The organism is Neobacillus fumarioli NBRC 102428 (assembly GCF_001591485.1).
Lineage (GTDB): Bacteria > Bacillota > Bacilli > Bacillales > Cytobacillaceae > Neobacillus > Neobacillus fumarioli.
The window spans coordinates 1-12,813 of the sequence record NZ_BCUZ01000018.1 but is presented as its reverse complement, the minus strand read 5'-3'; the positions used below and the strand labels follow the sequence as shown (position 1 = coordinate 12,813).

Sequence of the window (12,813 nt, the reverse complement as noted above, 5' to 3'; positions counted from 1 at the left end):
AGTCAAACCAAGTATGATGAACAAAATAGAGCGTTTAAGTTAAGGTTATTCCTTTAAATGGAAGATGGAGGTTGTTGCATGAAAGATCAATATAAAAATGAAACTATCTACAAAGTTTTTTTGATTATTGGGATTGTTTTTGTGGCGTTTAATTTACGGCCCGCTATTACTTCAGTGGGGCCCATTATTAGTTTGATTCGCGCAGACTTACATATATCGAATGGGGAAGCTGGGTTTATTACGACCCTCCCATTACTTTCCTTTGCCGTCCTTTCCATTCTTGCCCCAAGAATCGGCCGCGCATTGGGTAGTGAACGCACCATTTTCCTTGGGTTAATTGTCTTATTTCTTGGAATCGCCATCCGATCGGCAGGAATCATTTCTACCCTTTTTCTTGGCACTTTACTTATAGGGGTCGGCGTTGCAATTGGAAATGTATTGCTGCCAGGTATCGTAAAGTTGAATTTCCCTCAAAAAATCGGCATTATGACCAGTACATATACTACTTCAATGAATACTTTTGCTGCACTTGGGTCAGGAGTGAGTATTCCGCTCGCACAAGGCTTAGGATTTGGATGGCAGAAAGCCTTGGCCTTTTGGGGAATACTCACAATTATTGCCATTATCATCTGGATCCCCCAGCTTCGGCACCATCATAGTCAAATAACGAATCTGAATACCCGAGCTTCCAATAAAGCCATGTGGTTATCGCCGCTTGCATGGCAAGTCACCTTGTTCATGGGATTGCAGTCGTTTTTATTTTACTGTACGGTTACATGGCTTCCCCAAATATTAGGAAGCCAAGGAATGGATTTATCACTGACAGGCTGGATGCTGTCGATCATGCAATTAGTAAGCCTGCCTACAACATTTTTCGCCCCGGTATTGGCTGGTATTTTTCAAAATCAAAAAGGCCTTGTTATGGTAATAGGACTTTTTCACATTGTTGGCGTTTTAGGGCTCCTCCTTAGTACAAATCATGTATTATTAATAGTTTCCGTTCTATTTATAGGAATTGCTCAAGGGGCGAGTATCAGTTTGGCGCTTACGCTCATCGGCCTCCGAACAACAGATGCAAAGCAAGCCGCCGATTTATCGGGGATGGCTCAATCGATCGGATATTTGCTGGCGGCAATTGGACCAAGTTTAATCGGTTTTATTATCGACCAAACCCATTCATGGACAATTCCCTTAGTCATTTTGGCAATCGTAACTGTTATGATGATGGCAGCTGGATTGGGGGCTAGCCGGAATCAATATGTACTGCCGAATTCAAGAATTCATGAAAAAATATAGGATGGCTTCAAGCCATCCTATATCATCCATATATTCACTAATGTAACTTTGCTTGATCCCTGCTAATATCCCAGCCTCGAACATTTTACACCGTTTCAAGCTGTTTTCCCGAGAGGATTGCCATAAATTCTTCCCCTGTTATGGTTTCCTTTTCTAACAGGTATTTCGTCAATTCATGCAGTTTATCGATATTGTTTAATAAAATAGTTTTGGCGTTTTGATGGCAGGTTTTAATAATTTTCAGTACCTCAGCATCCACTTTGGAGGCCGTTTCAGCAGACACTAATAACGTTGTATCCCCACCCAAATACGGATTATTCACCGTTTCTAACGCCATCATATCGAATTCATCGCTCATGCCAAATCGAGTAACCATTGATCGGGCAATTTTGGTTGCTTGCTCAATATCATTAGAAGCGCCTGACGTGATGGTTTTAAAAATAATTTCTTCAGCAGCACGGCCGCCCATATAGGTTGTAATTTTGTCCAAAGCCTGCTCTTTCGTCATAAGGATCGTTTCCTTCTCATCAACCTGCATCGTATAGCCTAATGCTCCAGAAGTTCGCGGAATGATCGTGATTTTATGCACTGGCGCTGAATGGCTTTGTTTAGCAGCTACTAAAGCATGGCCAATTTCATGATAAGCAATCGTTAATTTATCCTTCATGGAAATCACGGCATTTTTCCGTTGATATCCGGCAATCACCACTTCTACCGATTCTTCCAAATCATTCTGCGTCACCCTATTCCGGCCAAGTCTTACGGCTCTCAGTGCAGCTTCATTCACAATATTCGCCAAATCAGCCCCTGAAGCTCCTGCCGTCGCACGGGCGATCACATTAAAATCAATATTATCAGCTAACTTCACTTTACGGGCATGAACTCTTAAGATCGCTTCACGACCGGCAAGATCAGGTAATTCCACCGGAACACGGCGATCAAATCTTCCCGGTCTTAGAAGCGCTTTATCCAATGTTTCCGGCCGGTTGGTTGCCGCCAAAATCACAATACCTTTATCCGGCTCAAAACCATCCATTTCCGTCAACAGCTGGTTGAGTGTCTGCTCCCGCTCATCATTTCCTCCGGCCATACTGGAATTACGGCTTTTGCCAATCGCATCAATTTCATCAATAAAAACAATACACGGTGCCTTTGCTTTCGCTTGTTTAAACAGATCACGAACCCTGGCCGCCCCCATTCCAACAAACATCTCGACAAATTCAGATCCGGAAATCGAGAAAAACGGGACTTTGGATTCACCCGCGACTGCTTTGGCCAGCATCGTTTTCCCTGTTCCAGGAGGGCCGACCAAAAGCGCCCCCTTAGGAATATTGGCACCGATGTCGACATATTTCTTCGAATTATGCAAAAAGTCAACAATTTCTTGAAGCGCTTCTTTCGCTTCATCCTGGCCAGCGACATCATTAAAGGTAATGCCTGTTTCCGATTCCACATAGACTTTGGCATTGCTTTTCCCAAAGGGAAAACCATTCCCCCCGCCGCCCATAATTCGACTTTGCATTCTTTTCGTTAACCATTGCCCAATTAAGATAAAAATCAGCAGCGGAGCAACCCATGTCCAAAAGAAAGTGATAAGCGGAGAATTTTCTCTTGGAACCACCTTAGCGAATTTTACATTTGCTTTATGCAAACGGTTAACTAAATCCGGGTCATTCATCGTTCCAGTCTTATATACCGTATCCCCGGTTTTTGGCTTAAAGGTAATATAGTCATCTTCAATTTGTACCTGTTTCACTTTCCCCTGATCCACCATCGTTAAAAAGGTCCCATAATCAACCTCTTTAATCGAATGCCGGACAATCGCCGGAAAAAGAAAGGTATTAAGCAGCATAACAACAATTAAGATTACGATATAATAATATATCACCGGCTTTTTAGGCGGCTTGATTTCTTTCATTTGCTTCCTCCAGGTAGAGTTGATTTCTTTCTTATACTTCCCAACTTAATATTAATTCATTTAAAGCATATGCTCCAAGTTTTTTGACTTGATGAATGCTTGTTTTTAGGATTTATCTCCTGCAGCAAATGTTTTATTTTTCTTTCCAAGGTTAACAGCCTTAGATTCAGGATTCCCAAAAAATAACATATATATATATATATTTATTTTGACTTTTTAAAAAGGCTTTTTACAAGTTCCATATTTCTTTCTTTTACAGGTAGTAAATTAGGCAAATCACAGTCGTTACAGTATCTTTGAAATTCGCAATCCCAACATCTTTTTTTAGAACGTGGTTCCGGATAATGATCTTCAAGTATAATTTTTTTAATCATCCAAGTTATTTTTCGAATATAAAGTTTATGTTGGTCGGTAATAATAATCGGGTAAGCTTTTTGCTCCGGAATAATATAGATATAGCCTTTCTTTACGCTAGTATTCGTCATTTCCTCTATACATAACGCGTAAGCTGCCAACTGAAATAGAATATTTTTGTGAATTTTTTGATCAGTGTCTTTACATTCAACCGGATAATAGCGCTGTCCTTCTTTATTTTCTGTATCAATAAGGATATCGATTTTTCCAGATAAATTGAGAATATTGGATGTAACTGTGACATCATAGTATCTTTTTCCTTCTAATAATCCGTAACGTTGAAGTGTTCTTCGTTTTTCTTTTACATTTAATTCATAATGTTGGGCTCTGGCGTATTCCATTTTAAACGATATTTTTCGAGGAACTGGTTCCACATAATTGTAATAAACAACTCGAGGGCAATAGATAAATTGTTTAATATCTGTGATTTTTAAAGGCATTTTACATCCCCCATTAAAACATTTCTTCTGAATAGTTGAAATCAAGTTTCACCACGTTTTCAAGACTGTCCTGGCTTAGTGGAAAGATAATCACACTGCTTCTTCCGCTATTCTTAAGTAACTGCTTTAATCTGCGGGTTAATTCACCATGTAGATTTCTGCTGATCTCTCCAAAAAAAGCGCTATATTGTACACGGAAAAGGCCATAATCCTTGCACATATTGGCAGTTTTGGTCCGCAGCTTATCTTCGGTAATATCATAGATTAATAGTATTTTCATGTTCTTACCACCTCGAAATATATCCCTTGAATTTTTTTCCATCTCTAAAGAAAGTGGCAATGTCTCTAGCTTGCATTTGAATGATGGTGCGGAGATAATAATCATTGCCCTTAAACTCTTCTTTTGCCTCAAGACGGTCATGAATATATTCACGAAGAAGTTTTAATGTGTTGTTATCGAGAAAAGTTGACCCATCTTCCTTTTCTTCTGTTCCTGGTTTATGGCCTCTTGTAAGAAGCGCAATGATTGGGCGGTCCACAATGGAAGGACGAAAGATTTCCATAACATCCAATACAAACGAAATCCTTCCCGAGCGGTCAACATGGAAAAAGCCAGCATAGGTTTCAAGCCCTGCCCGGATAATAGCGGATGTGACACGTGACCGTAAAATGGCATATCCATAATTCAACATCAGGTTAACCGGATCTTGCATGTGCCAGGCTCTCCCCGGAAAATCAATTCCTTTTTCAGTGAGGATCATTTTTACCGCCTTCCAGTAACGTTTAGCTGCGTGTGCCTCAGCAGAAATTATTTCACTTCTTACCGCTTCGATTGATTCGCCTTCTACTGCTTTAATTCGTTGAATAAACATTTTCATAGATTCCGCTTGTTCTTTTAATTCTTCAGCTATTGGGAGCGCCTTTCTGCTTTTCAAAAAATACTTAATGGTGTTAATTTGGTTTTGTATTTTTGCACTCAATATTTCCTTTGAAAGTTCTATACCTCTTTCATCGTGATAACCGCGCAACTGTTCTCTTCTTGCCTTTACAGATCCATGATGAGCAGGAGTGTAAAGCGTACTAAACGGTTCCTCTTTAAAGTCCACAAAATGAACTTGTGTACCGTTTTCAATCAATTCTTGCAGAAGACTGATTGATATCATTCCACACTTGTTTCCAATGACTAAATCCTGCAGCTCCTTAATGGCATGCTCCTCTACAACTTTCCCATGCTTCTTTATCACTAACCGCTCGCTTACTTTATGCAAGTTTAACCCATAGTCATCAATAATCAATTCTTTTAACACGATTCTTCCTCCCCTAGTCCTTTTAGTCTAGTTATCTCCAAAAAGGACAAAAAAAATAAGCCTTTTGACAGGCTTTTAAAAAATTTCTATTCAAATACTACTTTTATTTTCCCAAGGCCGAAGGTGGTATTTTTTCCAATATGAGTCCACTCTGCTAATTGCAACCAAGGAATAAACGGCTCTAAATCTCCTTCGTAGATTGCTTTTCCGACAATTCCACCAAGCTTCATTCGTTCCTTTTGGCGGTTTGAATATCTCTCCCAGTCATACCATTCGACATCGGATTGAACTAGTTTTACTTCCTCAGCATTTTTAAATAGTTTCTTAAAGTCGATGTCGAGTATTCTCTGATCATGATGGTAATAGAGCAGTGACGTGATCCGGCGGACGGCGGAGCGAAGAACAATATGAAATTCAGGTGTATCGGTATAATGACCATTAAACTTTAGACGGGTTGGTGTAATAAAGTGAGCTCGAATTGCCGATGTATCCTTGACTGGTTGAATAATGTTTTTACTGTTGATTATAGTAAAATTCTGTTCCATTTTATGATTACTATATATTTGATTTTGAAAATCTCCATTTTCATTAACTAAAAATACTTGTCTTAATTCAGCTTGCTGTTTTCCCTTACCGAATCCCTTATTTCCTATATGAAATAACACATATAAAAAATAATGAATGTAATTAATGGATTTTCCAAATAAGGTAATACGTACAGAAAATCTTTCATTTGGGGCAAAGTATTGCTGATTACTATTTTCGGGACTAATAATAAATGGACGTGGGATCTCCTCTGTGCCTAATAAGTTATTCATATCACTTTGTGAACGGGTTTCAAATATATAAGCATAAGGGCAGTTTTCTTGGTGGATTATTTCTCCGAATTTACCTTTAGGACAAGTACATGCAACATCTTTAAACACATGGCCGAAAACACCACGAAAAGTAGAACCTTGATAAGAAGGCAATCTAACCCCATTATTCCCTGCTTTATAAAACGCAACAAATTGAATTATTTTAATTTCCTCTAAAAAATTAATAATAGCTGAATCAATCATTTTTTTCTCCTAGAGCTAGCGATTTGTGGTTACTTCTTCTATAAAATCGAATGATCTTTGATCACTTATTCTTAGCTGCCTTACTAAAAACAGGTACAGCCAATACAAAACGGGATCAACATGCCAATAAACCCATTGATTGGTCCAATCCTTTTTATGTTCTATTTTTTTTAGAGACGTCTCAATGATTTGTTTGAGTTCTTCTGTCGTAAAATGCCAATCAATTTCTCGTAATAGTTTTTGTAAAATCCCAATCCCTTTAAAATGTTTCTGCAAATCTAACGTCACTGCATTGGATGAATGATGATGGGCTATTGATGTTAAAACAGAATGACTAATTTCGTAGTATTTCTCATTTGTTTTAAATAAAAAATATGCTATTACTGCTCCTAATACGGAGTGATTGGGAAATCCTACTCTTTTTCCACTCGGGTTATCAGTATGTGCTAGTAATGTTTCATTATTGAAATCAGCAATGGCTTGCAGTTGTATATCCATAGCAATAGATTGCCATTTTTTTGATAACTTTCCTGTATCATGCATAACTATTACAAAATCGATAATTCTGTTCATGTTTACCTTTGTTAGTTTAAAAAGCTCACCAAAACGGTTTATTGTATATTCGCATTTAGGAAAACAAATTTGTTTATAAGCCAAAAGACAAGCATGTATATGTTCTTCAAAAGTATCCATCTTGTAACTATACCGTTTTAAAATTTTTTCATTATTCTTAGCAGGGAATCTATATGATTTATTCAAGCTAGGCTCCCCTAGCATTAATCCGATATTTTCTTCATATGATGCCATTGATGGATGAATGATAATATAATCAAGATTATGGACGTCATTTACATTTTCTATGTTTTTAAATAAAAGTTTGTCCTCTTCATAAACAATTCTTCTTATCATTCCTTGGAATTTGGTAGCCGTTTTTTCTAGATTAGCTACAAATCCTTTCATTTTTCCAAGTGGAAACGAAACTGTTTCAAATAGATATATATTTTCATCCTCCGGTGGATGATCATGTATTATAATAGAAACACTTTCAATATTTCTAATTAGTTTTCCTGACAGGGCCTTATTATGATTTTGGAAGGCCTCCGCCATTATCCCCTCATGATTTTTCTTTTCGAGCTTAACTTTTTGCCATAACCCTTTATCTTTTAAACTATAAAGATTATTGATCATCTCATTTGATTTCGAATAGTCAAAATATGCCCCGCAAGCATTTTGTAAATAAATCTCTGCCTCAGTTATTTCATCTTTCTCGTAGGGCAGCCACGGTCGATTACTATCATTCTTATTTAATGAATATACATGAACAGTTCCTTCTTCTCCTTCAAATCTTGCATTTCGTCCAATGCGTTGGAGAAAAGATTCCGCAGAAGAGATTTCCGTCAGCATTACATCCGATGTAATATCAATCCCAACTTCAATTACCTGAGTAGCAATCAAAATCGTCTTTTTATTGTTCCTGTTCTTCCCAAAATACTCTTTTAACTTATTTTCAATAGATTTCCGTTCATCGGATAATAATTGGGAATGGAGCAAAAAAACTTCCGTATCGATTGGTTGATTCTTAAGGATCTCTTTATATATAGTAATCGCTCGATCAACTTGATTTACGATCACAATCGTTTTATACCTATGTTTTTCTAAAATTTCATTTGCACAAAGACAACTTGCATGTGTAATGACCTTTCTTTTTTTCTTATATTGGGACTTTATTTGCAGCAAATCTTTTTTCGTTACTTTGATATGTTCAGCATTTAACTCTTTTGCTAGAATTTCACGCAATTCCCTCGAAAGGGTTGCTGTCATGATTGTAAACCTTGTTAATTTCATATCAGCACACAATTGTTTCAACAAATGGACAGTGGTTTGAAACGATCTGTTTGGATCCAACAAATGAAATTCATCGAAGATAAGGTAACTTCCAGCCCATACGCCGGCATTAATATTTGCCAAACGAAACGGAAGCGATAAGGGGATGGTTAATGCCCCACTCAGAGCTTGATCAATTGTTGTAAATATAACATCCCCTTCAATAAAAAACGGATCCTCTTGAACTTCACCCGTTTGAACCTTAATTTTCCATAAATATGACATATCTCTTGCTTCATCAGCCAAACTATATGCCAAAGTTCTCATCGGTAAAACATAGATTGACTGGCCGGGAAAATCTATTTCCTTACATAAATATTTACTAATATAAAATGGAGCTAATGCAGCAAGTGTTTTACCGGCACCAGTTGGCGCATGTAAAATGACGTTTCTGCCTTCGTTCAACTGTGCATGTATAATTTTCTTTTGAAAACCAAGTGGAGTGAAACCATTTCCATTTTTATCAACTTTTTTCGTCATTATCTTAAACAAATTTTCAATTTTTTCATCAGATAAAAACAACGGTTTCACCCTCTTCGCTTATAACTGGTATAAGATCGATTCGAATATTTTTTTTCATAGGGTAGTACAAATATGTTTTGTAAACGAATATTCGTCTTTTTAGTATTGCTATAAATATTCAATTTTTCAAAAGTAACACTTTTATCGAAATCATCCATTTTTTTCAATAACCCTAACTGGCTTATATCAAACGTTTGATCAAACTTCTTGGAAAAACCCGGCGGTAATTGACCACTATCAATTATATTAAAACTTTGCCATTGAAAAAAAGATCCCCTATTTCCAAAATATTTCACATGTAAAAGTAAAAACTTCAAAGTTTCTTCATATTTAGCAAACTTATCAATTTTCGTCCAAAAAGCAATTTCAACGGAGTCTGATAAATAGGAAAATTCCCTATAACTGACAGTTGAATTAATATTAATTCCTGCATCTTTATCAGCTTTATCTGCTTTATCATTAAATTTTCGGATTTTAATCATCATATTATTGACAACTACTTCTGAGGAACCCTTTATATATACAGGGATTTCTTTTAAAAAGGAAACCCACTCCTCTACTCCATTCTTTCCATAAACTTGTAAATATAAAGATACAAGTGTCATTTTGATACAGAAAGGGGATGGATGTAAGTAGGTAGATGCAACAACATTTGTGGCATCACTTTCCCTCAATGAAAATAGGGATACAGGTAAATATTTAGCCGTCAGGTACAAACTGTACACCTACTTTCTTATGATAGTTCCTGGAGCATATTCCATAAGATCCCTTATCTTCTTCGTAAAATCACTAATACTTTCAAATGGTAATATTTCAACTTGTTTTTCGGTTGAAAGTTCATTTAGGTTTCTGGTGATATTTACAATTTCTTGTTTATAATCCCCGTTTAGTGGGCTAACAGATGGTGCCGGTAAAGTTGAAAAGCTAACTGTAATCATGCCTTTAAAATCATGAAGATGAGGCGCTTGAGAAGCTCTCATGGCTCCTTCAGTTTTCAAGAAAGTGTAAAGGACACTTTTTAATAGTGCATTATATCGCTTCTTTCTTTCCTTTTGGTCAATATTATAATTTAATGATGCTTCATTTAGTCCAATTCTTGATGTTTCCATATGAATAACAGTTGCATAAACCCCGGTATTTAAAGGACGATAGAAAATGTTTTGCCCAGAATTCTCGGCTTTATTTTCATCGACTATACTTGCATTAGTAGCCTTTTTTAAATGGAAATAATTGTTTGTATACGTCTTCTCCGGTTTTCCAACAACCCAGCCGAACTCAATAACCGATTTTCTCGCCACATTTTTATTATTTGCTGTTGCCATCATTCCTTCAATGTCGTCAATAACGCATTTATGAATTATAGACCTGTATACTTCTTCATCTGGTGTTTCCTTTTTATAGCTTGATGTAAATTCTTTATCACTTGCAATTCGATTGGAATCAAAATTTAAACAGCCATTACATAAATGTAAACCCTCTTCTAAGCTTATGGAATGCAGATGTTTAGCTTGGATATGTTTAAACATGTCACCGGAGATGGCATTTACTGTTGTTAATTCCCCTTCTTGGTCTAACACAGTGACTTTTCTTGTGAACGTTTGATTTCCCTCACTTCTTTCATTATTTAATGCGTGCAAATCAAGTGACAACTCACCTGAAATCGAAATAGAAAAGATTTCTTTCATCATGCGTTTTCCCTCCATTAATCTTCGAAACTATATTCGGTATCTTCCATTTTGTTATCAGTTTCATTACTACCTTTATTTCCCTGTTCTTTTTTGGCATATCCAAAAGCAACCAGTAAATTCCCTACAATATTACTACCATATTCGTCAATTAGCTGAATTATGGAGACAAGGTCACTATCAGTAATATTTTTTCTCGTCCTGCCATTTTCTCCCCGCGCCTTGCTCGATTCAAACACCCTAGCATTTTCACTATTAAATGTTGCTGCAAACTCGGTCAATGAAGTGATAAATTTTTCTGGATATGGCGCATTTTGTTTTAATTTATGCTGCAAATCATAATGAACCGGATATTTCCTTACATTTTTATCCTGATATTGCAAACCAATTGTCGCTGAAAAAATAGCCCTAGAAATATTTATAAATCCTTGGTCGCTAACAATTTTTGAATAAGACAGATTACTACGCATAATAACCTCCTGTAAATGACTGATAAAAAATGGCTCTAACCAATACTTTTTATCATAAATATAGGAAAATACTTTGGTATGGTAATCTTGAACAAAAAATAAATAGTATTCTAATTTGCCTGTAGAAATAAATGTAACCAAATGGTTTAGCGATTGATCAAGATCCTGCAGTAAATTCTCATCCCATCGAATTTTGTCACATTTCATAATCAATTCATCGAATATTTCATTGTATTTATATAGATCCTCATAGCTTTCAAATGTTACCCACGAAGGTAAGTGGTAATAAGAAAGATTCATAACAGCTTTTGCATTTCCTAAATCTTTAAAGTAAGTACTGTGTAAACCACGGACATAATTGGTTAAAGTAGGGGATAAATCAGTCTGCTTATCAATTAAGAACCTTAATATTTCTGAAATGGTGTAGGTTAATGTTGAAAACTCAAAGTAAGTTCTACTTGGTGCCTTGATTTTGCTTTTGATATTTTGCACAATACTATCAACAGCTGCTATTGATATTTCCTGCGGATCAATGACTTGAAGCAAACAATCGTAGGATCTTGTACCGGCTTTCACTAATCTTCCAATAGATGAATGTAAAACCCCTATCATTTTGAAAAACTCATCTAGAACAAAACTTTTTACTCCTCCAGGACTAATGCCGGATGCACTTTGGTTATTTACCCCTTTTGCCTGAATAGGATTAAAAAAAGATAACGCATTAACATTGGTGGATAAAGAAACTTTTTTACCGGTTTTCTGCTCATAATTTTTTACAATATCCTTAAAGGTTTTCACTTTTTCTTCCGAACCTAAAAATGGAGAATCACACGTTCTGAATATCCATTCATAAACTACTTTTATCAATTCGGGATCTTGTTGGAATACTTCGGCCATCTTATTATGGGCACTTAATACTTTCATACCTTGATAAAGTGAATAGATATGAAAATGGATATGTTCAGGTGGCGGCATTTCTCCATTTCCCTTATTGTCTTGACCTTCCCTTAAAAAAGTTTGAAAAGCCTCCCTTCTTTCCTTTTCGCTTTTTAAGTAGATTGTCAAGCCGTCAGAAGCTTTTCCATCACAATTATTTAAGTTTGGCAAGAGATATACTGGTTCAAATTTTTCAACAAGCGATTTCCAATTACTCATAATCTCATGCGATAATTCAACTAAATAGTAGGAAGACGATTGCCTTATTTGAATTTGGTTGTTACCTTGGTTTGTTAATAAACTAATTAGATATGCTATCCCAAACGTTTTTAGGCAATCTGAATATGTATTAGTTGTTTTCTCAATCCATATACAGTCCAAAAGACACCCCTCCTTTAGAAATAAATATATTTATACTTCAACATAACATTAGGAAATCCCTCCTATTTTAAATTTTTTTTACTACTTAAAACATTGAATTAATATCTAAAAATCCCCTAAAACGGGTCAAAAAACAAACAACATCTTAAAATTAATAAATGTTTCAAACCCTTATATCAGGTCAAATTCTTACATATAATCGTTAAACCGACATAATTAATCATGAAAGAGCTAAAAACCGTACATTATTATCTTGCTTTTCATCTTTACACACTTGCGGTACTTCTGTAATTTCTCCAAGAGCTTTTATTTTTTCAGAATTATTAACAAAATTACGGTTAAAAGAAATTCATAAAACTGCATGATTCCACCCCCCAAACCTAACTATATAAATTTTGCTCATTACACCATTATGTTATTCATAATAAACAACAATATCTTAATATTATTAAATAGGTTACAAATGTATAATCAATATTTTCAAATTGAAGTATTGCTT

At 35.8% G+C, this 12,813-nt stretch carries 10 protein-coding genes; 1 reads left to right on the top strand and 9 read right to left on the bottom strand.

The genetic code is table 11. From position 1 onward, the window contains the following. The first annotated feature begins 78 nt into the window (after positions 1-78). On the top strand, positions 79-1,296 hold the full coding sequence (locus BFU02S_RS05210) for a CynX/NimT family MFS transporter (RefSeq protein WP_066367545.1): 1,218 nt from the start codon (positions 79-81) through the stop codon (positions 1,294-1,296). Between the two features lie 85 nt (positions 1,297-1,381). On the opposite strand, the gene ftsH is transcribed toward BFU02S_RS05210, so the two are convergent. From ftsH to BFU02S_RS05165, 9 genes are all read right to left on the bottom strand, one after another. Further along, positions 1,382-3,214: an ATP-dependent zinc metalloprotease FtsH gene (gene ftsH / locus BFU02S_RS05205; protein WP_066367543.1), complete on the bottom strand. Its 1,833-nt coding sequence runs from the start codon at positions 3,212-3,214 to the stop codon at positions 1,382-1,384. Between the two features lie 203 nt (positions 3,215-3,417). Next, complete coding sequence (gene cas4 / locus BFU02S_RS05200) at positions 3,418-4,068, bottom strand: CRISPR-associated protein Cas4 (RefSeq protein ID WP_066367541.1); 651 nt, start codon at positions 4,066-4,068, stop codon at positions 3,418-3,420. A gap of 13 nt (positions 4,069-4,081) precedes the next feature. Beyond that, positions 4,082-4,348 (bottom strand): CRISPR-associated endonuclease Cas2, encoded by a 267-nt coding sequence (gene cas2 / locus BFU02S_RS05195; protein ID WP_066367539.1) that lies wholly within the window; start codon positions 4,346-4,348, stop codon positions 4,082-4,084. Between the two features lie 4 nt (positions 4,349-4,352). Further along, positions 4,353-5,375: a CRISPR-associated endonuclease Cas1 gene (gene cas1 / locus BFU02S_RS05190; protein ID WP_066367536.1), complete on the bottom strand. Its 1,023-nt coding sequence runs from the start codon at positions 5,373-5,375 to the stop codon at positions 4,353-4,355. 86 nt (positions 5,376-5,461) lie between these two features. Next, positions 5,462-6,436, bottom strand: coding sequence for a CRISPR system precrRNA processing endoribonuclease RAMP protein Cas6 (cas6, locus tag BFU02S_RS05185; RefSeq protein ID WP_066367534.1), 975 nt, complete (start codon positions 6,434-6,436; stop codon positions 5,462-5,464). Positions 6,437-6,451: 15 nt separating this feature from the next. Then, positions 6,452-8,842 (bottom strand): CRISPR-associated helicase/endonuclease Cas3, encoded by a 2,391-nt coding sequence (locus BFU02S_RS05180; RefSeq protein ID WP_066367532.1) that lies wholly within the window; start codon positions 8,840-8,842, stop codon positions 6,452-6,454. A 5-nt stretch (positions 8,843-8,847) separates the two neighbouring features. Further along, positions 8,848-9,558: a hypothetical protein gene (locus BFU02S_RS05175; protein ID WP_066367530.1), complete on the bottom strand. Its 711-nt coding sequence runs from the start codon at positions 9,556-9,558 to the stop codon at positions 8,848-8,850. Positions 9,559-9,567: 9 nt separating this feature from the next. Beyond that, positions 9,568-10,530: a DevR family CRISPR-associated autoregulator gene (locus BFU02S_RS05170; protein WP_066367529.1), complete on the bottom strand. Its 963-nt coding sequence runs from the start codon at positions 10,528-10,530 to the stop codon at positions 9,568-9,570. A 14-nt stretch (positions 10,531-10,544) separates the two neighbouring features. Further along, positions 10,545-12,314, bottom strand: coding sequence for a hypothetical protein (locus BFU02S_RS05165; protein WP_066367528.1), 1,770 nt, complete (start codon positions 12,312-12,314; stop codon positions 10,545-10,547). Between the last annotated feature and the right edge of the window lie 499 nt (positions 12,315-12,813).